The 21381-nt window shown below is 54.5% G+C and carries 24 protein-coding genes; 20 read left to right on the top strand and 4 right to left on the bottom strand.

Features of this window, described 5'->3' with window-relative positions:
- The first annotated feature begins 37 nt into the window (after positions 1 to 37).
- From RAC89_RS03410 to RAC89_RS03385, 6 genes are all read left to right on the top strand, one after another.
- On the top strand, positions 38 to 1762 hold the full coding sequence (locus tag RAC89_RS03410; protein WP_306611742.1) for a hypothetical protein: 1725 nt from the start codon (positions 38 to 40) through the stop codon (positions 1760 to 1762).
- A gap of 4 nt (positions 1763 to 1766) precedes the next feature.
- Entirely contained in the window at positions 1767 to 3626 is a 1860-nt protein-coding gene (locus RAC89_RS03405; RefSeq protein WP_306611740.1) for a stalk domain-containing protein, read from the top strand.
- 18 nt (positions 3627 to 3644) lie between these two features.
- Positions 3645 to 6425 carry an adenylate/guanylate cyclase domain-containing protein gene (locus tag RAC89_RS03400; protein ID WP_306611738.1) on the top strand — a complete coding sequence of 927 codons (2781 nt, stop codon included), beginning with the start codon at positions 3645 to 3647 and terminating at the stop codon, positions 6423 to 6425.
- A complete protein-coding gene (locus RAC89_RS03395; RefSeq protein ID WP_306611736.1) occupies positions 6425 to 6952 on the top strand; it encodes a GNAT family N-acetyltransferase in 528 nt (175 codons plus the stop codon). Before RAC89_RS03400 ends, RAC89_RS03395 begins: the two co-directional genes overlap by 1 nt.
- Before the next feature lie 87 nt (positions 6953 to 7039).
- Positions 7040 to 7297, top strand: a complete 258-nt coding sequence (locus RAC89_RS03390; RefSeq protein WP_284640466.1) for an HPr family phosphocarrier protein — start codon at positions 7040 to 7042, stop codon at positions 7295 to 7297.
- Between the two features lie 9 nt (positions 7298 to 7306).
- The gene (locus tag RAC89_RS03385) at positions 7307 to 8014 is read left to right on the top strand and encodes a DUF1361 domain-containing protein (protein WP_306611733.1); all 708 of its coding nucleotides are present in this window, start codon (positions 7307 to 7309) and stop codon (positions 8012 to 8014) included.
- Between the two features lie 32 nt (positions 8015 to 8046).
- Here the strand turns inward: RAC89_RS03385 and RAC89_RS03380 are convergent, their stop codons facing one another.
- Both RAC89_RS03380 and RAC89_RS03375 read right to left on the bottom strand, forming a co-directional pair.
- A complete protein-coding gene (locus RAC89_RS03380) occupies positions 8047 to 8370 on the bottom strand; it encodes a thioredoxin family protein (RefSeq protein WP_306611731.1) in 324 nt (107 codons plus the stop codon).
- A complete protein-coding gene (locus tag RAC89_RS03375) occupies positions 8345 to 8731 on the bottom strand; it encodes a MerR family transcriptional regulator (protein ID WP_306611729.1) in 387 nt (128 codons plus the stop codon). The genes RAC89_RS03380 and RAC89_RS03375 overlap by 26 nt, the downstream gene beginning before the upstream one ends.
- Positions 8732 to 8856: 125 nt before the next feature.
- Here RAC89_RS03375 and RAC89_RS03370 point away from each other — a divergent pair, with 125 nt between their 5' ends.
- The 3 genes from RAC89_RS03370 (at position 8857) to RAC89_RS03360 (ending at position 11140) form a co-directional block, all read left to right on the top strand.
- On the top strand, positions 8857 to 9129 hold the full coding sequence (locus RAC89_RS03370; protein WP_306611726.1) for a hypothetical protein: 273 nt from the start codon (positions 8857 to 8859) through the stop codon (positions 9127 to 9129).
- Between the two features lie 63 nt (positions 9130 to 9192).
- Positions 9193 to 9789: a histidine phosphatase family protein gene (locus RAC89_RS03365; RefSeq protein ID WP_306611724.1), complete on the top strand. Its 597-nt coding sequence runs from the start codon at positions 9193 to 9195 to the stop codon at positions 9787 to 9789.
- 94 nt (positions 9790 to 9883) lie between these two features.
- Entirely contained in the window at positions 9884 to 11140 is a 1257-nt protein-coding gene (locus tag RAC89_RS03360; RefSeq protein WP_306611722.1) for an aspartate kinase, read from the top strand.
- Between the two features lie 191 nt (positions 11141 to 11331).
- Here the strand turns inward: RAC89_RS03360 and RAC89_RS03355 are convergent, their stop codons facing one another.
- A complete protein-coding gene (locus RAC89_RS03355) occupies positions 11332 to 12042 on the bottom strand; it encodes a 2-phosphosulfolactate phosphatase (RefSeq protein ID WP_306611720.1) in 711 nt (236 codons plus the stop codon).
- 50 nt (positions 12043 to 12092) lie between these two features.
- Complete coding sequence (comA, locus tag RAC89_RS03350) at positions 12093 to 12935, bottom strand: phosphosulfolactate synthase (protein ID WP_306611718.1); 843 nt, start codon at positions 12933 to 12935, stop codon at positions 12093 to 12095.
- Positions 12936 to 13089: 154 nt separating this feature from the next.
- Here comA and RAC89_RS03345 point away from each other — a divergent pair, with 154 nt between their 5' ends.
- The 11 genes from RAC89_RS03345 (at position 13090) to accC (ending at position 21276) form a co-directional block, all read left to right on the top strand.
- Entirely contained in the window at positions 13090 to 13356 is a 267-nt protein-coding gene (locus RAC89_RS03345) for a YqhV family protein (RefSeq protein WP_284640447.1), read from the top strand.
- Positions 13357 to 13470: 114 nt separating this feature from the next.
- Positions 13471 to 14457, top strand: coding sequence for a stage III sporulation protein AA (gene spoIIIAA, locus RAC89_RS03340; protein ID WP_373430001.1), 987 nt, complete (start codon positions 13471 to 13473; stop codon positions 14455 to 14457).
- Between the two features lie 28 nt (positions 14458 to 14485).
- Positions 14486 to 15004 (top strand): stage III sporulation protein SpoIIIAB, encoded by a 519-nt coding sequence (gene spoIIIAB, locus RAC89_RS03335; RefSeq protein WP_306616032.1) that lies wholly within the window; start codon positions 14486 to 14488, stop codon positions 15002 to 15004.
- A 41-nt stretch (positions 15005 to 15045) separates the two neighbouring features.
- A complete protein-coding gene (gene spoIIIAC / locus RAC89_RS03330; RefSeq protein ID WP_089199203.1) occupies positions 15046 to 15249 on the top strand; it encodes a stage III sporulation protein AC in 204 nt (67 codons plus the stop codon).
- 8 nt (positions 15250 to 15257) lie between these two features.
- Entirely contained in the window at positions 15258 to 15647 is a 390-nt protein-coding gene (gene spoIIIAD / locus RAC89_RS03325) for a stage III sporulation protein AD (protein ID WP_284640443.1), read from the top strand.
- A gap of 38 nt (positions 15648 to 15685) precedes the next feature.
- Positions 15686 to 16930, top strand: coding sequence for a stage III sporulation protein AE (spoIIIAE, locus tag RAC89_RS03320; RefSeq protein ID WP_284640441.1), 1245 nt, complete (start codon positions 15686 to 15688; stop codon positions 16928 to 16930).
- 52 nt (positions 16931 to 16982) lie between these two features.
- Positions 16983 to 17732, top strand: coding sequence for a stage III sporulation protein AF (gene spoIIIAF, locus RAC89_RS03315; RefSeq protein ID WP_306611708.1), 750 nt, complete (start codon positions 16983 to 16985; stop codon positions 17730 to 17732).
- Positions 17733 to 17768: 36 nt separating this feature from the next.
- The gene (spoIIIAG, locus tag RAC89_RS03310; RefSeq protein WP_284640437.1) at positions 17769 to 18401 is read left to right on the top strand and encodes a stage III sporulation protein AG; all 633 of its coding nucleotides are present in this window, start codon (positions 17769 to 17771) and stop codon (positions 18399 to 18401) included.
- Between the two features lie 50 nt (positions 18402 to 18451).
- Positions 18452 to 19210: a SpoIIIAH-like family protein gene (locus RAC89_RS03305; protein ID WP_306611706.1), complete on the top strand. Its 759-nt coding sequence runs from the start codon at positions 18452 to 18454 to the stop codon at positions 19208 to 19210.
- Between the two features lie 187 nt (positions 19211 to 19397).
- On the top strand, positions 19398 to 19895 hold the full coding sequence (accB, locus tag RAC89_RS03300; RefSeq protein ID WP_284640433.1) for an acetyl-CoA carboxylase biotin carboxyl carrier protein: 498 nt from the start codon (positions 19398 to 19400) through the stop codon (positions 19893 to 19895).
- A 22-nt stretch (positions 19896 to 19917) separates the two neighbouring features.
- Positions 19918 to 21276: an acetyl-CoA carboxylase biotin carboxylase subunit gene (gene accC / locus RAC89_RS03295; RefSeq protein WP_306611705.1), complete on the top strand. Its 1359-nt coding sequence runs from the start codon at positions 19918 to 19920 to the stop codon at positions 21274 to 21276.
- Positions 21277 to 21381 lie beyond the last annotated feature (105 nt).

The raw sequence follows: 21381 nt of genomic DNA, 5'->3' as shown, positions 1-21381 counted from the left end.
AGGACGCTGCTGCGATACACGGAAGGGGGAGAGCGTGATGAATCATAACCGGGTTGCGGCGGTGCTGCTGGCAGCCGCTGTGCTCTGTGCCTCCGTCCTTCCGTCGCAAACTGCCTTTGGTGCTGGATTGCTCACACTTGAAGAGGCGGTTGCGAAAGCGACGGAGCAATCGAGTGAGCTGGGGGAAGCCCGGATCCAGATGAATGCGAAAGTCATTGAGCTGTCGCAGGCCCAGGCGGCCGTCAACCATCAGGCGGAAAAGGATTTCAGCTTATTCGCCAAGCCGCACAGCTTATCGAAGGATCTGGAGCTGAAGCTGAAGGTGCCTACCGCACGTAAGCAGCTGAACGAAGCGAAGCGGGAGCTGGCCGGCAAGGAGCTGGCGCTGCGTGCCGAGATCGAAAAGCTGTACGAGGGTGCCATGCAGGCTATGGAGTACGAAGCTTTGGTGCTCCGCAAATGGAACGATGCGAAGAAGTCCGCCGAGGATGCGGAGAAGCTGGTGCGCTTCAAGGTCAAGATGCAAGAGGAGGCCGATAAGGCCAAGGAAGCCTTCGCGAAGGCCGAGTCGGAGCTGAAGCTGGCGAGACTTGCGCTCAAGGCGGCCAAGCTGCAGCTGGGAGAAAAGCTTGGCATCGATCCGGAGAGCGACTTCTCGCTTGGACTGGAGCCGAGCTACGCGGTATTGACACAGGAACAAATGTGGAGATTTATTTCCCACGCGGAGAAGAACGACTTCACGCTGTATAAGGATACGGAAGCCCGCAAGCTGGCGGAGGAAAAGGTCATCGTCACACGCCGGCTCTACGCCTCGAAATTCGGACAAAACGAAATGCGGTTGATAGAAGCGATGTATTCTTCGCCGTCGATGGATTATGAGCTATTCATGGCGAACTATGACATCCTCTTAGAGGATATCAAGCGCAAATGGGAAGGCATCTTCCTGATTCCGATCCCGTTTCTGCCGATTATTCTTCCGATTCCGAAGGTCATTCTGCAGGGGGAGTACGACGGCCTTCGTTATTTTGACGATATCCGTTATTCGCTTCCGGTTTCCATGCTGGAGCAGGATAAAGCGCGCCTGAAGGAACGGGACACCCGGGGGAAGCTGGTAAATAAAATCAAGAAGTCGTTCCTTGACGCCAAAGGTGCGGAGGAGTCGTATGCCCAAGCCTTGAAGCAGGCGGACCGCGTAAGGGAGGAGCTGGAGGCAGCTCGCAAGAAGCATGCGGTCAAATGGATCACCGACGAGGAGTTGGCTAAATCGGTACAAGCGTCGGAGGATGCGGACAAAGCGGCCATGACGGGCTATTATGCCTACAAAAGCGCCCTGTCGGCACTGAATCTGGCTTCTGCGGGTGCCGTGGATGCTGCACTGAAGCCCGGCGTGCTCCCGTATCAGGACATTGATGACGGATTGGCTCCGATGGGCGAGCCTCCGGCAGACCCGAATGCAGCGAAGCGGCTGGTCGGCAGCTGGAGCGTGAAGGAGGCAGTGGAAGGCATTACCTCCGAGCTGACTGTCAAAGCCCCGAAGGAGCTCGGCGCCACCCACTTCGCCTTAGTCACGTGGGATGGTAAGCCCGTCGGCTTGAAAGTGCCCATCGATGGAAAAGTAACGCATATTTCTACCGTCTTCGGTGACATGAGTCAGTTGAAGATAGAGTTGTACAAGGACAATACCGTTTTGGCGTCGGTCGTCCCGGAAGGGAACGGCTCCACGGGTACACTGACCATCGAAGCGTCCGGAAGAGAGGAGTAGGGCTATGCACGGAAATACAATCCCATCCAAGCTGATCGTTGCCGTGCTGTCCGTCTCCTTGCTTCTGCCGGGAGGCTCCGCCTATGCGAAGCTCCCGCCGGAGGCGGCCAACGGATCCGGGTACTTGATCATCGGAAACTTTCTCATTCACCGGACCGCCGTCAATAAGGATAATACAGCCGCCGCCCGGGCCTCTATGGCGGATTCCGGCCAAGGGATGTTCTACCAATCCGAGCTGGCGGACGGTACATGGTATGATCTCGGCTCCGCAAGCAGCGTGAAGGACATCATGGACCCTAAGAGCAAGAAGGCGCTTCAGGCGGCAGCGGTCGATAAGCTGAAGCTGGAGGTTTGGATCGACGAGAAAGGAACCATCCGTGGGCTGCTTCCCGCTGCGGAGGCAGCCAAGCGTGTCGAACAGCTGACGAAGGAAATCGAGAAGCTGAAGGAGCAGAACGAAGAGGCGGTAGAGGACAACAAGCAGAGCGAGTCCACCCGGCTGCAGATGCAGCAGGAGCAGCTGGAGGCCGAGATGGCTTTCCTTAAGGCTGTGGAAGGCGGTAACCAGCTCCTTGCGGAGCAGCTGATGGCCCGCATGGCCGGCGATCCAGCGGCCATTCTGAGCAGCCTTCAGGAGAAGGCCGCCGCCCTCGCGGGCTCGCTTGGCCAGGAGCAGCAGAAGCTGGCGGAGGCTTTGAAGGCGGCGGAGGCCGGCGGCAATGCGGCGCTCGTCGCCGAGCTGTCGGCGAAGCTCGCTGAGACGCAGGCTGCCGCAGGCGGGGCGGCCGAGCCGAAGAGCGCCGCGGATGCCCTGGCGGAGCTGGCGCTGCTGCAGAGCAGGCAGGCGGAGCTCGAGGGCATGGCGTACCGCGCGGCGGCCGGCGGCAGCGCCGAGCTCGCCGCGGAGCTGCACCGCAGGCCGCGCGGGCGCGGCGAAGCTTGCGCCGCGCAGGCGACGGCCGACGCGCTGCGCAGCGAGGCGCGGCTTCAAGGCGAGCTCGCCGCGCGCAGCTGCGCCTGGGCCGCCGCGCAGGGCGACGCCGCGCTCGCGGCGAAGCTGCTGGCGCAGGCGGTACGCGCGGAGGCGCAGCTGAAGGCGCTGGAGAGCGGCCTCGCCGCGCAGCTGCGGTCGCTCGAGGCCGCCCTCGCGAAGCTGCAGACCATCGCAGCTCTCGCGAGCGGCGGTGCTGCAGCGGAGCCGGGCCCGGCGCCACCGGGCGCTGCCCCGGCGGAAACGGGCCTGCCGCCCGCAGGGCTGCCAGCCGAGCTGGCCGACAGCTGGAAGCAGCTTACGCTGCAGCTTCTTGCCGCCGAGAAGGCGCAGCTGTTCCTTCAGCTGGATCTGGCGGAGCAGCAGACCGGCAATGCCGCAGAAGCGGTGACCGCCCAATTGATACCACAGCTGCAGGCGCTGCAGAAGGAGCAATATACGGCTAAACAGCTTGCGGCAATTGCCGAGCTGTCAAGCCAAATAGCCGGCGGCACCGACGCCCGGGCGGTCCCCCTTCCGGTAGAAAGCATTCTCACAGAGGGGACGTCGTTATCCTTCGAGATGCCCCCTGTGCTTATTGACGGGTCGGCTTATATTCATATAAGGCCGATCTCGGAAGCCTTCGGTTCGAAGGTGATATGGAACGATTTTGATCGTACCGTGACGATTCTCAAAGAAGGTACGGTGCTCTTTTGCCGGGTGGACGATCCGGAGGCTTATTTGAACGGTAACAAAATTCTGCTGGATGCGCCGCCTCGACTCGTCGAAGGGCGCACGATGGTACCGCTTCGTTTTGTCGCGGAGGGATTGGGCTTATATGTCGGCTGGGATGCACCCACGGCGACTATTAGAATCGAAGGGCTAGACGGATAGGGAGGGGACCCTGAACAAATGAAAACAAAACGGTGGCCGCTGCTCGCTGTACTGGCTCTCATGATCCTTGTCGGTTGGGGAATTTACCGCTCGTGGGCCCAGCTTACACCGCTTCCATGGGTGCAAGCCATGCCGTTTGACGGCTTGTCCGAGGTTTCTGCAGAGACACCTCAGGACTCGGGCGGCAAAGGGAGCATTCTATTGATCGGCGATTCCAAGCTAAGCTTAACCAAGATGACGGCTGACGGGGAAATCGTCTTTAAGCGGAAGACGGAAAACAAGGCAGGGGAAGGACTAATCCATTATGACGGAGTCACAGCAGACCGCAGCGGAAACGTCTATGCCCTGCAGACGCTGCTCGACTCGAACGGTCTGTATGTTGTAGGAGAACGAATTCACAAGTACAGTCCAACCGGAGAGCTGCTGAGCACCGTCGCGGAATATCGGTATGAGTCTACGCTGCTCCCAAGAATGATGCGGGTCGGCAAAGTGAAAGCACTGATGACGCAAGGGGATACACTGTACTTTTATTATGCGGACGGCGCAACAATGACGCTGTACCGGGCGGCCGCTGACGGAACTCCGTCTCAGAAAACAAGGGAGAGCAAGCTGCCTTCGGATCGCTTGCTGGCCGACGTGGTAGGAATGGAGGGGGATCGGGTCTTCATTTCCACCAAGCAGGGGGAAATTTACCAGCTTCTTGCTTCAGATGAAATGAAGCTGATTTATCCGCTTCCCGGTGTGGCGCGGTCCGACCGGAACGTTCCATTGAGCCTTCAGGTGGATGCCCGTGGGCGGCTCGTTTTTATCGATCAGCTGCTAAATGAAATCAGCCGGATTGACATCGGTTCTCCATATATTGTCGAATCGTTGCTGAGCGCGAAGTCGTTTCAAGCTTCAGGGTATGGCGAGCTTTCTTCCCTTAAGCATATTTACGGAAGTCCGGAGGGCAGTCTTTATGTCGTGACGGAAAGCCAATATATGCAGCTGCTTCCGGACGGGACGATTGTCAACCAGCTGACATCGGATAAGTTCCCGGCCACGGCTAGGATGACCAGATATGGCGCTTGGCTGCTCGTATTGGCGGAGCTCCTTCTATTGCTTCTGCTCATGCGGCTCTTCTACACCGGTCTGCTTCAGCGGCGCGTCCCGTTAATGCTGAAGTTCCTGCTTGCCTTCGTACCGATTGTGGTGGTATCGATGATCATTCTGTCCAATCTCGTGTACAACGATCTTTCGACCAAGCTGGAGGACGAGATTCGGCAGAACCTGGCCCTGCTCGCGTCGAACGGGAAAAATGCCGTGAGCGGCGACCTCTTGGAGCGCTTGACAACACCTAAGCATTACATGAATGAAGATTACAATCGAATTCGTCAAAGCCTCAGCTCTCTTTACAGCAAGGACAAAGGTGCGCCTCGAGACGGACTTTACACTACCATTTACCGAGAGGAGAACGGCGAATTAAGCATCATCATGGATGATGACGACAGTGTCACCATGTTCCGCCCGTATCCGATCGACGACGATAACAAGCAGGTGCTGGAGCAAGGGAGAATCATCACCGGCAAGGTGGAGGATTCCAGCGGTTCGTGGCTCTATGCCATCGGGCCGATATACAACTCGGCTAACAAGGTCGTCGGCATTTACGAAACAGGGAAGGATTTTAACGCCGTTAAGCAGCATAACCAGCAGGTCATGGTCAAAATATTATGGTATATGATCGGCATTACCTTCATTATTCTGATCGTGTTCCTTGCTATCGCCTTGTCGGTATCGATCGCGGTTCGCCGGATGCGCGGAAGCGTAAATGAGATTTCGGGAGGCAAGTGGGACGCGTCCGTCGATATCCGAACCCGGGATGAGCTGGCGGACCTCGGCGAGCGCTTCAACGCGATGGTTGCCCATATTCGCAATTATATCGCTCAAATCACAAGGTTCAGCGAAGCGTACTACCGGTTCGTTCCGCAGCAATTTTTGAATTTTATCGGTAAGGAAAGCATCGTTCACGTACAGCTGGGTGATCAGGTTCAAAGGGATATGACCATTCTGGTGTCCAACATGCGGAATTTTTATCGCTTTTCCCGCAAGCTGACGCCGACGGAAAATTTTCATTTCATTAACTCCTTCCTGAAACGATTCGGTCCCGCCATCCGCAAGTATGACGGCTTTGTCAGCCGTTATTTGGGAGCGGGAATTCTGGCCTTATTCCCTAACGATGCGGATCAGGCCTTGAGAGCTGCCGTAATGATGCGCAGAACGCTGGAGGAATACAACGAGCATCGTCAAAGCGTGGACTATGTCGCGATTGATATCGGCATTGCTCTTCACCGAGGCCCTCTTATGCTCGGCGTGATCGGGGAGGAGAAGCGGCTGGAAAACAGTGTCATTTCGGAGCATGTTAGCCTGGTTTCCCAGCTGGAGCAAATGACGGAGAAGCTGGGCGTATGCATTCTGATCACGGAGGAGCTGCTGCAAGGATTGTCCAATCCGGGGGGACGGCTGTACCGCTCCTTAGGACTCGTTCATCTGCAAGGAGAAGAGCAGCCTCTGCAGCTTTACGATGTGTACGAAGGGGATCCGGAGCAAATTCGCAGGCTGAAAAAGGAAACGCACGAATTGTTCGAAGCTGCGGTGTCCATGTACCAGAACGGCCGCTTCTATGACGCAAGGGAAGCCTTCCTCGAGGTCATCCGGCTCAATCGCTGGGACCAAGCGGCACGACTCTATTTCTATTTGTGTGATGAATTCTTTCAGAATGGAGCGCCAACCGAATGGAACGGAACTTTAAATGTGAGCTAATGAATGCCGATGGAGCCATGGCTGCGTCTGAGCCTGCGGAAGCGTTTCGCATTGTACGGATGACGAAGGAGGAGGAAGCGAAGCGGGTTTCCGAGTTTCTGCTTTCCGACTACAGCTTTGATGACGTACACCACACCCCCGGGGAGCTGCACCATTTTCGTACGAAGCCGTTTCTTTGCTTAACCCAGGATCGCTACTATTATTTAATGGCTATTGATAATAGGGGAGAGCTGATCGGAACGATCAGTTTCCTGGAGAATGAACACCATACGGGCGGGTACATTCTCGACTATCTGGTTGTCCATCGCAGCTGCCGACATGTGGGTGTAGCTACGGCATTAATGAATCAAATGACGGAGACGCTTCGCTCGATGTCCGGACGGTATATCGAAACGTTTACCTGTGATATGAAGGAGTACGAGCCGGTACGGAAGCTTTTCCAAAAGAGGGGCTTTCGCCTGCTGTGCCACATGCCGGATTATTATTACGAGGGCGAAGGAAAAATGCTGTATTATTTGCAGCTATAGCCGAAACATCCTATTCCCATTTGTCGTTCTGTATAGTACATTGATTAGTACAAGAAGCTGTCAGTCATACAGAATCGGGGGATTCCTATGAGAGTGCATGAGGTAACCATTACTCAGGTGCTGCATCCGCAAGATTTACAAACGGTTGCACAGAAGGCGAATTTATTTCGGTCGGATATTGTTCTCAAGCTCGAAAAGGAAGGGCTTGAGTTCGATGCCAAGAGTATTCTGGGCATGATGCTGCTGTCGATTCCGCAAGGGACGCGGGTCCGTATTCAAACGAGAGGAAACGACGAGGAAGAAGCAATCGAAATGATGTGTCATCTATTGGAAAATAACAAGTAGGAGAATAGAATGCGAGATTCGCGTTACAGCAAGTTGTACGTGTTTGCCGGCACGTTGTCCGTGCTGACCTCACTTCTTTATTGGCTTACAAGCTCTGTCATCAAAGAAACGTACTATCATTTCCTGACATGGAACTTGCTGCTTGCATGGATCCCCTGCTTGTTGGCATCGGTTATGATGTATATCCATTCCCGCGGCTTCGGTTCAGGTTTTAGTAAGCTGCTGGTGGTCGGCCTGGGAGCGGGCTGGCTTCTGTTTTTTCCGAATTCGCCATACATTGTTACCGATCTGATCCATTTGACGCTCAAAAAGAACATGTATACGGCTTTCGGGGACTACTCGATCCGGTATTGGATCGATCTCGTATTGATCCTGTTGTTTGCGTGGAACGGATTGCTGCTCGGGTTCCTTTCGCTTTATCAAGTGCAGTCCATCCTTCATCGCAGGGGAAGACGATGGGCTTCATGGACTTTGATCGGTTCGGTCTCCCTCTTGTCCGGTTACGGTATTTGGCTAGGCAGAGTACCTAGGCTGAACAGCTGGGATCTCCTCACGGACGGAGACCGGGTGATGGGTTTGATCGCCCGAAGCCTCTCGGTGCAAACCTTGTTGTTTACCCTGTTTTTCGGGATTTTGATCTTTGTGGTCTACATAACGTTCTATCAGCTATTACACGTTGCGCACGAAACAAAGCAGCAAGCATCTCCGTCCACATGAGGAGATGCTTGCTTTGATTTGGAGCAGGGTCCTTAGGCAAGGTGCCTTTGGATCATATTTACGTAAGCTTCCTTCGAGCGCAGACCTACCAGCTTCTCCATCGGTTGACCGTCCTTGAACAGAATAACCGTCGGCATGGACATCACCCCGAAAGCAGAGGAGGTCACGGGCGATTCTTCAACATCAAGACTCAGTACGGATAAGCCGGAAGCCTCGCTCAGCTCATGCTCCAGCTCCTCCAGAATAGGAAGCAGAACCTTACAGGGGGGACACCATGCGGCCCCGAAATCCACCAGGGTGATACCTGACCCCGTAAGCTCTGTGAAATTGCTATCGTTCGCTTGCTTCAATGACATGCCGATCAGCCTCCGTCTCGTTTCGAATGGATCGAATCCGCTCGGCAAGGTTGCTTCGGATTAGCTGAAGCTGCTCGATCCGGGTATCAAGCTCCAGCAGCTTCTGCTCGTAGATCGGCAGCACCTGCCTGCAGAAGGCCTCTTTGTTTTGCAATACGCAGTGTAGGAAGCTTGCAATTTGCTCCGTCGTCAAACCAAGGCTAAGATAGAACTTAATCGTATTCAGCTGGTCGATATGAAGCGAATGATACAAGCGATATCCTTTCTCAGAGCGTCCGGAAGCAATTAAGCCTTGCTGCTCGTAGTAACGTATGGATCTAATGCTGACACCGGTCAACCGGGATAGCTCACCAATCTTCATCCTTCGCGCTCCTCTATCGTAACGGTTCGATGAATTCATTATAAACTCTGACATTAATGTCAGAGTCAACACTATTTTTTATGCGAAGCTTATGCAGAAGTTAACTACCGAATGGGGGGATAATCATGTGGGGTTCAAGCTCGTACTGGCTGGGGTACATCGCGCTCGCCGTCGTGGTCGCCGGACTGATCGGATGGCTGACGGTCCGGGCACGAAGAGGCAGCAAGGTTACATCTTTAACGAAATACAAGAAGACCAGGCACACGAAACAAGCATGCTCCTATTGCAGGAAAAAGGCAAGCGGCCTGACCTTTTATTCCGCCGGCGAAGGCAGGGTGGTGGGCGTATGCCGGGATTGCAAGCCGAAGGCGGAGCGTCAAGATTTGCTGCCAATCTAGAGTCGTAAGACGAGCGAGCGCCGCATACAATGATTACCACTTATAGTGGCGAGGTGGCGGCGAATGGAGCTCTTATTTGTAAGGCATGGGGAAGCGGAGCATCGAAAACAGAGTTCGGCCGATTATGCAGTAAAGGACCCGAAGCTTACGCAAAGCGGGCTCCAATATGCGCTGGAGCTTAAGAAAAGGTATCCGCTTACGGAGGAGGATACGGTCATCGCGGGACCGACCGTACGCACACTGCAAACAGCCCGGCTGTGGGCGGAGGGAACGGGCTGCTCCCGGTTTGTCCATCCGCTGGCAGGACCGAGACAGCATCCGTTCCGCTATGATTTTCACACGCTCCCCTGTGATTATTCCTTGGAGCCGGAACGGATCGTTCAGGAATTCGGCGACTTCCTGCCGGCCTCTCATCTCCCCACCTATTTATGGCTTCAGGGAATTCACACGCTGCCGAAGCTCCTGTTTACCCAGCAGGCGGAACGCTTCCTCGAATGGTGCGGAGGCTTGGAGAAAGCGAGAGTGTGGGTCATTACGCATGCACGTACGATTCAGGCATTCCAGGAGCTGCTGCCCCCGGGTTCCGAGCGTTTCAAGGGCGAAGCGAAGCCGGTTTCCTTCAGTAACCAGGAGCCATGGCGATGGCCGTTGATCGGCTGATTTTATTTCGACATTTTTCTACTTCAACGTTGGGTTGGCTTATGGTATAATCATACATTGTGATGTGCAAAAGTTTCGGTAGGGAGTGAGCAGCTTGTCTCTGATAGTTATGAAGTTCGGCGGAAGCTCGGTAGGAGATGCGGAGCGGATGAAGCGCGTGGCCGGCCGTATTGCTGAGGTTAGCGCACAAGGCCATAAGTGCGTAGTCGTCGTTTCCGCCATGGGCGATACAACGGACGATTTGATTGATTTGTCCAAGCAGATTTGTACCATTACTCCTCCAGCGCGTGAAATGGACATGCTGCTGACCACAGGCGAGCAGGTATCGGTTGCATTGCTCTCCATGGCGATCCAGAGCTTGGGTCAGAAGGCGGTTTCCTTTACAGGCTGGCAGGCGGGTATGTATACCGAAGCGGTTCATGGGAAGGCAAGAATTACCGATATTCAGCCCGAGCGTGTTCTGAAGGCACTTGATGCAGGGAATGTCGTCATTGTGGCCGGATTCCAAGGGATGACCGAGGAAGGGGAAATTACGACACTCGGCCGAGGCGGTTCGGATACAACGGCCGTTGCTTTGGCCGCAGCGATTCAAGCGGATGTCTGCGAAATTTTCACGGATGTTGACGGAGTCTACTCTACAGATCCGCGTGTTGTGAAGGTTGCCCGCAAGCTGAATGAAATTTCCTACGATGAGATGCTGGAGCTTGCGAATCTTGGCGCGGCTGTTCTTCATCCAAGAGCGGTGGAATATGCGAAAAACTACAATGTACCGCTGGTCGTCAGATCCAGCTTCAATCATAATCCAGGAACGAATGTGAAGGAGGAAGCAGCCATGGAACAAGGAATCGTGGTGCGCGGCATCGCTTACGATAAGAACGTAGCAAGAATCAGCATTTTGGGAGTGGAAGAGAAGCCGGGTCAGCTGGCGAAGGTATTTACGGCGCTCGCGAAGGAGCAAATTGACGTGGATATCATCGTTCAGAGCGGCACACGCGACGGGCAGGCTGACTTTTCCTTTACCGTATCCCTCGGTGATAAAGAGAAGGCGCTGCAAGTGATCGAAGGCATCCGCGGAGCGGTTGGCTTCCGTGAAGTGACCTCCGAAGAAAACCTCGTGAAGGTTTCCATCGTAGGCGCGGGCATGGTGAGCACACCGGGTGTTGCGGCAAAAATGTTCGAGGTGATCTCGGACCTTGGCATCAGCATTAACATGGTCAGTACTTCCGAAATCAAGACCTCCTGCGTTATCGACAATAATCGCCTGAACGAGGTTGTGCAGGCGCTGCATACGGCGTATGGCTTGGACACCGACAAGGCCGCTTTCGTAGGCGGACCATCAGAGAGACGATAAGTCAGGCGCAATAAACATAGTCGCGGTTACCCTGAAGCCGTGAAAGGCCGCAGGGAAGCCGCGAGCGTTCGCAAGGCCCACATGGAGATGTGGGTCTTTTTCTTCTTAATCAAGGAGACTCCGCTGCCGAACCCGTCGGTTACTCTATGTTTATGAAGGGGGGCTTGGTTTAGAACCCTGCGGCCGCGAGCTTAGACGAGCTGAAGCTTACCTTGCCGCACCATGGCAACCAGCGGCATCGTATTTACTTGGGAGCAGTATGCGACGTCCTCGGGAAACCCGATTTGCATCAGTCTTTTGCCGTTGGAGCATTGCCGCAGAGCCGCCAGTACATTGTCTTGAACATGTCGATATGCATGAAGCATACTAAGTCCAAAATCGTTCACCTGCACGCCTTCCCCTGCCAGCTCCATGAGCTCCTGCACTATAAGGCCGGCACAAAGACCGTCTTCTAAGGAAAAGACGTCCTGTGTGCCCGAACAGACGATCGCGATATCTTTACCCAGCTCGGCAGCCTTCATCGCACAAGCCCTGGCATTCAAGAGGGAGCCGATGAGAATATGGCTCGCCTTGGCCGACTTCTCAATGGCTCGGGTACCGTTCGTTGTCGTGATGACCAATGTTTTGCCCGCCACATGGTTGTCTTGATATTCGAGCGGAGAGTTGCCGAGGTCAAACCCCTGGATTCGTTTGCAATGCCGTTCTCCTCCCAGCAAAAAGCCAGGCTGATAAAGCTGCTTCGCTTGCTGTACGGTCTCGACGGGGTAAATTTCCTTCGCTCCGTTCGCTAAGGCCGTAAGCATCGTAGATGTAGCCCTAAGTACATCGATCACGATGACAACCTTCTGTTGAACATCCTCCGCCTGCGCTTCATTGACGCTGGGAATCACATGAATGTACACGAAATGAGCGCCTCCTTTTCATTGCCGCCTGCCTCTGATCCGCATCGGGATTACGATTCCCGAGATATCGCATCCGGAGTTTTCTGAGCCGTACGCTCCTTCCCCAAGTGCAGAGTGTCGGAGCGGAGTCCGCGGCGAAGGGCTTCCAAGGAAATGACGTCGCTCGGGGCGATATTCCCAAGGTGGATCTCTGTTCCGAGCATATTCAGCAAATGCACCTGCTGGTCCTTATGCGGAGCCTCCCATAGCAGCAAATCGCGGCTCGGAACTTGCTCCAGCACCATTTCGATATCCTTATCCTTACATTCCCCGTTATCATCAAAAATTCCTACGCCTTTGCCGGATTCCCTGCCTTCAATCGTGATCAGGCTGGCCCCCAGCTCCGAATCGGTAACAACCGTTTCAATAAGCTCCGTCATTTCGATCGTCGAGCCCCAGCACTTTTTTCCGTACTCCGTGATCACCGTAAAGCCGGCTTCCTTTCCGCGGACGATCAGCTCGCTGCGAAGGCTGCGATCGATCTCGATGGTTCCGTCGGATACCTCCACCGCATTGAAACCGAGGGCCGCGATCGTTTCGAAATACGCATCGATCAGTCCCTGCCGGATGGCGACCTCCAGAAACGTTCCGCCCGGATAGACCAATATGTCGTGCTCCTTGGCCTTTTCGATTTTTTTCTTCAGCAGTTCCAATGTATATAGCGGAGAGGTGCCAAAACCGATTTTGAGCATATCGATATGAGCCCCGGCCGTTTCAAGCAGGTCATCCAAAGCGTTCCACCCAAGCCCCTTGTCAATGACCATCGTCATGCCTTTGTCCCTGGGCTTCGCTTGTCGTGTCTCCGTGGGATCACTGAGCAGGGGATGCCACTGCAGTGGGGAACTAACCTCCATGATTATCGCCTCGCTGTAAAGAGAATTGGAATTTCTGTGTCATCATATGCATTTTTTCATGGGTGTGTGCCCTAATGAGGCTAAAATGAGACGGGCCTGCATAGATTGGAAGGGAAGGACATGTAGGGTGACTTTAAGGGAGGAGAAAGTGGAAATGCTGAACAAAATCGTATTGAGCATGGCGTCGCTAAGGCTGATGTCCGGAACGATCGAGATTATCGCCGCACTGATTATGCTGCGCTTGAACCAAATCGATAAGGCGTTGATGGTCAATTCCGGGCTCGCTCTTGTGGGACCGCTGGTGCTTCTCGCGACGACAACGATCGGGCTCGTGGGCCTTGCAGATAAGCTGTCCTTTGGCAAGATGATGTGGGTTCTGGTAGGGGTTAGCTGCATTTTTATCGGAATCTTAAAAAAGTAATTAGCATATTTCAGTAGACAAGGCATACATATGGTTGTAAAAGATGGACAGGTCAGCCGACGTCTGCGTCAAGACACGCATGAGGTACGCTGGACCGGGGAGGTGCGATTCAGCATGAGATCCTTGCTCCCGCTGTTTTCTGTCCCTATGCAGCGCATTCTATCAAATCTACCAAATGAATGGCAGGAAGAGTTGCAAGAGATTCGCGTAAGGCAGGAGCGGCCGCTGGAGCTGATCCGGGGCGCAGGCTACGGCTTCGTGCAACGGAACGGCAGCGTGAGCCCAAAGACGGAACAAGCTTATCGGCCTTCGCAAGAGGAATGCAGAACCCTGCTGGAGATGCTCACACAGCATTCGCTTTATACCTTCGAGGAGGAGCTGAAACGGGGCTTCATCACCGTCTCAGGCGGTCACAGGGTGGGACTGGCCGGGAGAACCCTGGTAGAGCAGGGAAAGGTCAAGCATCTTAAGGAAATCACCGGCTTCAATATCCGCATAGCACGAGAGTGGAAGGGCGTAGGGGAAGCGGTGCTGCCTTTCCTGATCGACCCTCTGTCCGGTTCCGTCAGGCACACGCTGGTCGTGTCTCCGCCGGGCGTAGGAAAAACGACGCTGCTTCGGGATATAACGAGGCTGCTCAGCCAGGGGCACGCTACTGCACGAGGCGGCTTCAAGGTGGGCGTCGTCGATGAACGATCTGAGCTTGCCGCCTGCGTTAAGGGAGTTCCGCTCTTCGATTTGGGACCTCGAACGGATGTGCTCGACGGCTGCCCTAAGGCGGAAGGGATGATGATGATGATCCGCTCGATGTCTCCGGAGGTGCTGGTAGCCGACGAGATCGGCCGGCCGGAGGATGCTTCGGCGGTTCGCGAGGCGCTCCATGCCGGCATCAGTGTCATCGCATCGGCGCATGGCCGGGATCTGGCGGATGCGAAGCGCCGGCCGATCTTGAAGGAGCTTCTCGAAGCGGGCATTTTCGAGCGAATTGTGGTGCTGGAGCGCAGGGCCGGAGAGAAACGGCCGAGAATCTTCATCTGTAAGTCAGACGGCGCGAGATTGGATGAGCAAAGAGCGTTCACGATCAAAGGAGGGAAGCCCTGATGAGGAAAGGCAAGCCGGCGCCGTCATTATGCTGAAGCTGTTCGGTGCAGCGCTGATCCTGCTGGCCGGTACGCTGTTCGGCTGGTACCAGGCGCTTCAGCTGTCTCGCAGGCCGACGCATATTGCCGAGCTGATCCGCGGACTTCAGCGGCTGGAAACGGAAATCGTCTACGGCTTCACCCCCCTCTCCGAGGCGCTCCGTTCCATCGGCGAACGCAGTCCCGGCCCGGTAGGAGCTGTATTCGCCCAAGCGGGTAAGGAGCTGAGCGAGCCCGCGGGAAGAAGTGCCCGGGACATCTGGCAGCATGTCATCACCCAGCAGTGGCGCAACACCTCCATGAAGCCTTCCGAGCGCGAAATTGTATCCCAGCTGGGAGCGACACTAGGGCTAACCGACAGGGACGATCAGGTCAAGCATCTGCGGCTCGCCATTCTCCAGCTCCAAGGCGAAAACGAAACGGCGCGCGAGGAGCAGGCGAAATACGAGCGGATGTGGAAAAGCCTGGGGGTGCTGCTCGGTGCGCTCATCGTGATCATCATGTACTAGGGATGTAAGATTTTTGAAGGGCTTGAGGTGAGGTGCCGCCAATGAACGTGGATGTTAACGCGATATTTCAGATTGCCGGCATCGGCATCATTATCGCCATGATTCACACTGTGCTGAAGCAGATGGGAAAGGAAGACATGGCCCACTGGGTGACGGTCATCGGGTTCGTCGTGGTGCTCTTCATGGTGGTGAGTCTTCTGGACAGCTTGTTTAAAGAAATCAAAACGATCTTTCTATTCCAGTAGGTGAGCCGATGGAAATCATACAAATCGTAGGCCTCGGCCTCATTACGGCCATCCTGGTGCTAATCATTAAAGAACAGAAGCCGATGTTCGCCTTCCTGCTTACCGCCTTCACAGGGATTACGATCTTCCTGTTTCTCATCGGGAAAATCTCAGCGGTGATCGAGGTGCTGGAGGAACTGGCGAATAAGGCTGACGTCAATATGGTTTTTCTGAAAACCGTGCTGAAAATCATCGGCATTGCTTATATCGCCGAATTCGGCGCACAGATCGTACGCGACGCCGGACTTGAGGCCGTTGCCTCCAAAATTGAGCTATCCGGCAAAATTCTCATCATGGTGATGGCGATTCCAATCGTATCGGTCATTATCGAAACCGTAGTCAAGCTTCTGCCCGCTTAAGCGCGGAGGGAGCGGCAAGCGAACTAGGAGATGAAGCCATGCTGCAGCCATTGTTACACTCGAATCGACCCAGGCGGGTTCCGGCGTTATGGATCTGGATCGCACTTCTAACAGCGCTGCTGCTGGATACCGGAGGCGGGTTCGGCTGCTGGAAGCCGGGGAGCTGCCCAAGCACCGTTCATGCGGCAACGCCGGTAGAAGAGCTGATCCGCGAGCAAGCGGAACGGCTGCCGATGGACCAGGTGGAGCAATTCTGGAGCCGGCTGGTAGGGCAGTACGGAGGGTACTTTCCCGATAACCGGGCACCGACCTTCACCCAGCTGCTTCAAGGCAAGGCGGAGCTCAGCTTCACATCCTTTTTCTCCGGCTTGTTCCGTTATTTCTTTCATGAGCTGGTGCATAACGGCAAGCTGCTGGTCTCTATTGTGATCCTTTCGGTATTCAGCATGCTGCTGGAGACGCTCCAGAGCTCTTTCGAGAAAAATGCGGTCAGTAAAATTGCTTACGCGATCGCCTTTATGGTACTTATGATCATCGCCATCAACAGCTTCAGTGTTGCAATCGGTTATGCCAAAACGGCAATCACCGACATGATTCATTTTATGGTGGCCGTCGTCCCCCTGCTGCTCACCTTGCTGGCCTCGATGGGGAATGTCGTTTCGGTCTCCGTGCTTCATCCGCTGATCATCTTCATGATTCACGCTGTGGGAACCGCCATTTACTTTATCGTTTTTCCTCTGCTGTTTTTCTCGGCGGTGCTTCATATCGTCAGCTCGTTGTCGGATAAGTACAAGGTCACACAGCTGGCCAATCTTCTCCGAACAGTAGCTCTCGGCTGCCTGGGGGTATTCATTACCGTCTTCCTCGGTGTCATTTCGGTCCAGGGTGCGACGGGGGCGATTACGGATGGCGTTACGATCCGCACGGCCAAATATGTTGCCGGCAATTTCGTTCCGGTCGTAGGCCGCATGTTCTCGGATGCTTCGGAAACGGTTATCGGCGCTTCCTTGCTGGTGAAGAACGCGGTGGGGCTCGTCGGAGTCGTCATCATCCTGGTGCTCTGTGCCTTTCCTGCTTTGAAAATTCTGGCATTAGCCTTCATATATAACTTTTCAGCAGCCGTCATGCAGCCCTTGGGCGACAACCCGATGATCTCCTGTCTGGAAACGTTAGGAAAAAGCTTGATTTATGTGTTCGCCGCGCTGGCGGTAGTCGGGCTGATGTTCTTTCTGGCCATTACGATTCTGATCGCCGCAGGCAACGTATCCGTCATGATGAGGTGACGCTCGCCGCAGCCGCCGTGTCATTCGCAAAGCGCTTGGAGGTGAGAAGTTCATGGACTGGTTAAGCGGCTGGCTGAAATCAATCATCCTGGTCATCCTGCTGGCCACCTTCATCGATCTGCTGCTTCCGAATCAAACGATGCAGCGTTATGTCAAAACCGTCATGGGCTTGTTCATTCTTTTGACGTTGCTTCATCCTCTGTTCTCCCTGTTTCAAAAAAATAACCAGGTAGAAGAAATGCTGGCCGGCGCGCTGTTCAAGCAGGATGCGTCAAACAGGAGTACATTCACCTTAATGGCCGGCAGCTCGCCGGTAACCGGGCAGGTGGAATCGCTGCCGTCGATACAGCAGCAAGCGGAGGCGCTTCGCGCAAAGCAGGAGCAGCAGGCCCATCACCTGGTGCAGCAGCAGGCGGCCGAGGTGATAAAGCGAAGCATTGAACAGAACCTCGGAGTCAAAGTCGGGCAGGTACAGGTGGAAACCACGACGGATGCGAGCGGGAATAAGGTGATCGGTCATGTCGCCGTTGCGCTGGATGCCGAGGTCAAGCCGCAGAAGAAGGAAGGCAAGGCGGTCCCGTCAGAGCCGATTCGCCCTGTGCAGCCTGTGCAGATCCAGATCGAACCCGGGGCTGCCCTCCCGGCCAAGTCGAAGGAGGCTCCGGCGCAGCAGGCTTTGGAGGCATCAGCTCCGGAGCTGGAACAGAAGCGAACGCAGGTAGTTCATCTGCTGAGGCAAAATTGGCAGCTGCAGGAAAAGCAGGTCACGGTCAGCTGGCTGGATGCCAAAACAAAGTACTAAGGCTAGTAGGGCAGATTTCACACTGGAGGTGAACCGATGGGCAAATGGCAATGGATGGAGAAATGGCTCGGCGGCGGTACGGGCGGAACGAAGCGGTTGAATACGTTTCGCTGGCTGCTTCTTATGGGGCTGGCAGGTGCAGCATTTATGATACTGAACTCTTTTATCACGGTAAAAGAGGTCGATCCCATTGGTGAGGGCCGGGCATCCCCGCCGCAGGAAACCAAGCCGGTATTCGGCTTGGGCGGCAGCAAGGAGCAAACCTCCTTTCGCGAATACGAAGAGGCGTATCAGCAGCAGTTAAAGGAAATTTTAACGAAAATCGTTGGTGTCGGAGAGGTCGAGGTGCTCGTAACGATCGAATCGACGGAAGAGATCAATGTGGAGCGCAATACCAAGGAGGATCAGCAGGTTACGAATGAGCGGGACCAGCAGGGAGCGACCCGGAACATCACGAATGTGACCCGATCGGGCGAGGTCGTCATCTACCAAGTGTCAGGGGGTCAACAGCCGCTGATCGTGAAGACCATCAAACCGAAGATTCGGGGAGTTCTGGTTGTAGCGAAAGGTGCAGAGAATTTGACGGTGAAGAAAATGATATCCGAGGCGGTGGAACGAGGATTGGACGTTCCCGCACACCGCATCTCGATTATGCCGAGAAAGCAATAAGCTTTTGTAACCATATATCATCCTAAGGACAATTTAAGGAGGAATAAGAAATGAATACAAAGCGTCAAACCGTTTGGCTGGTATCGATGTTAAGTTTGATGGTCGTGCTGTCGGCCTACTACTTGTTCACGGAGGATGTCAACGATCTGAACTTTAACGCAACGGGCACCGCATCGAAGGAAGTCGTCGTCACGGGACTTGAGCCAAAGACCAATACGGCGCCGCAAGCGGCTCCTGCTGCCGAGGATAAGAAGCAAGCGCCAGCCGATGCAGCCAAGACAGATCCGAAGACAGATCCGAAGACAGATCCGAAAGCAAGCAGCACCAAAACCGACCAGCCGTCTACTGCACAGCCTGACGGCAAATCCGGAGCCGCGGCTCAGCCGGTTTCCTCGAATCAAGCAAGCTCTGACGCGAAGATCATCCAGCAGGTTCAGGCTTCTGCCCAAGCAAAATCCGGCAGCGACTATTTCGTGAATCTCCAAATGAAGCGCAACGAAGAGTTTACCAAGCAATTCGAGAAGCTGATGGCGATCATTGTAGAGCCTGCTAAGAACAGTGCGGAAGCAACAGCGAAGGCGCAAGAGGATCTGCGCAAGCTTGAGGATCTGGAAGCCAAGTTCACCAACCTGGAAGAGACGCTGCTGAAGGATTTCCCGCAAGCCGTCGTAACGCAAGAGGCTGGCAAGTATAAAGTAACGGTTCAAGCGACGAAGCTGGAGAAGAGCCAAGCGCTGAGCATCGCCGATAAAACGATGGAGCAGCTGGCGATCGGCCCGGACAACATTGCCATCACCTATGTACCGTAAAACCGAAGGAAACCAAGCCGCAGATGCCAAAGCATCTGCGGTATTTTTTCCTCCGCTCCTTGCCTTCCGCCATTGTCGAGAAACGGCGCTTTATGACTAAGTACTAAGAAAGTCTTCCCTTCAAACAAGATTATGATATAATAACAACGTCGTTTATGTTTCACCAACGTCCGAAGGAGTGAACGTATTGTTTAAACTTAGCGAAATCAAAGAACTTATTAAACTAGTAGATCAAACCTCGCTGCAGGAGCTCGAGATCGAAAGCGAAGGCTCGCGCCTTTTCATTCGTAAACCGAATAAAACCGAATCTGTTGTCGTCGCTTCCGCACCGGTTCAGCAAACTTACGCGCCTGTCGCTGCCCAAGCTGCGCAGCCTGTTGCTGCTGTACAAGCCGCTGCGACGTCTGCTCCGGAAGCGGACAAGAAGCCGGCAGCTGACGCCAATTTACATAAAATCGTATCTCCTATGGTAGGAACCTTCTATGCCGCTCCGTCCCCTGGCGCAGCCAACTACGTATCCAAGGGCAGCGAAGTGAAGGAGAAGACGATTGTTTGTATCATCGAAGCGATGAAGCTGATGAACGAAATCGAAGCGGAAGTAAAAGGCGAAATCGTCGAGGTGCTGGTTGAGAACGGTCAGCTGGTGGAATACGGACAGCCGTTGTTCCTTGTGAAAACAGTCTAGCTTGTACTAGGAGGATACCGACTTGAAGTTTCATAAAATATTGATAGCGAACCGCGGCGAGATTGCCGTCCGGATTATTCGTGCCTGCAAAGAGCTCGGGATTTCTACCGTAGCGGTGTATTCCGAGGCTGACCGGGATTCGCTTCACGTGCGATTGGCTGATGAAGCGTATTGTATCGGACCGACTCTGTCCAAGGACAGCTATTTGAACTATACCAATATTATGAGCGTGGCTACGCTTACCGAGACGGATGCCATTCATCCGGGCTATGGCTTCCTTGCGGAGAATGCGGATTTTGCCGATATTTGCGAAAGCTGCAACATTACCTTCATCGGGCCGTCGCCGGACGCGATCAGCCGGATGGGCGATAAATCCGTAGCGAAGCAGACGATGAAGGACGCGAACGTACCGGTGATTCCAGGCTCCGACGGCCTCATCGAGGACATGGACGAAGCGATTCGTCTCGGCCGGGAGATCGGTTACCCGCTGATCATTAAGGCTACGGCCGGCGGCGGAGGCAAGGGAATCCGGATCGCCGAGGACGAAGAAGCGCTGGTTCAGCAAATTACGCAGGCGCAGCAGGAAGCACAGAAGGCCTTCGGCAATGCGGGCGTATATTTAGAGAAGTACTTGACCGGGATGAAGCACGTTGAGATCCAGATCCTGGCGGATAAGCACGGCAATGTCGTGCATCTGGGCGAGCGGGATTGCTCCGTGCAGCGCCGTCGTCAAAAGCTGGTAGAGGAAGCTCCGTGTCCCGTGCTGACGCCGGAGGTGCGGGAGCAGATGGGCGAAGCGGCGATTCGCGCAGCGAAGGCCGTTGATTATTCCGGTGCCGGTACGCTCGAATTCCTTTTGGGACCGGACGGGCAGTTTTATTTTATGGAAATGAATACAAGAATCCAGGTAGAGCATCCGGTCACCGAGATGATCACCGGAATCGATATTATCAAGGAAATGATCCGCATTGCCGAAGGGGAGCCGCTCTCCTTCACGCAAGATGACGTGGTCATCAACGGCTGGTCGATCGAGTGTCGCGTCAACGCAGAGGATGCAACGCGCAATTTCATGCCTTCTGCCGGGCAGATCCAGTTTTATTTGCCGCCGGGCGGCTTTGGGGTGCGTGTGGATAGCGCGGCGTACCCGGGCTATACGATTTCTCCTCACTATGACTCGATGATTGCGAAGCTGATCGTATGGGGCAAGGACCGGGACGATGCCATTGACCGGATGAAGCGCGCCTTGGCGGAATTTACGATTGAAGGGATTCACTCCACGATTCCGTTCCATATGAAGCTGCTGGAGCACAAGAAATTTATCGCCGGCGACCATGACATCAAATTTCTGGAAGAGCACGATGTAAACGATCCGAATTCGTAACACCGCTCATTTCGTTGTCATAATTTTGCGAGAATGGTATAGTATACAATAAGACAAAAAGACAAGTTTGGAGCTGCTGTTGATAGCAAGTGCTAGCCCTGCATG

The organism is Paenibacillus sp. GD4, assembly GCF_030846225.1.
Taxonomy (GTDB): Bacteria; Bacillota; Bacilli; order Paenibacillales; family NBRC-103111; genus Paenibacillus_G; species Paenibacillus_G silviterrae.
This window is presented reverse-complemented; position numbering and strand designations above follow the sequence as displayed.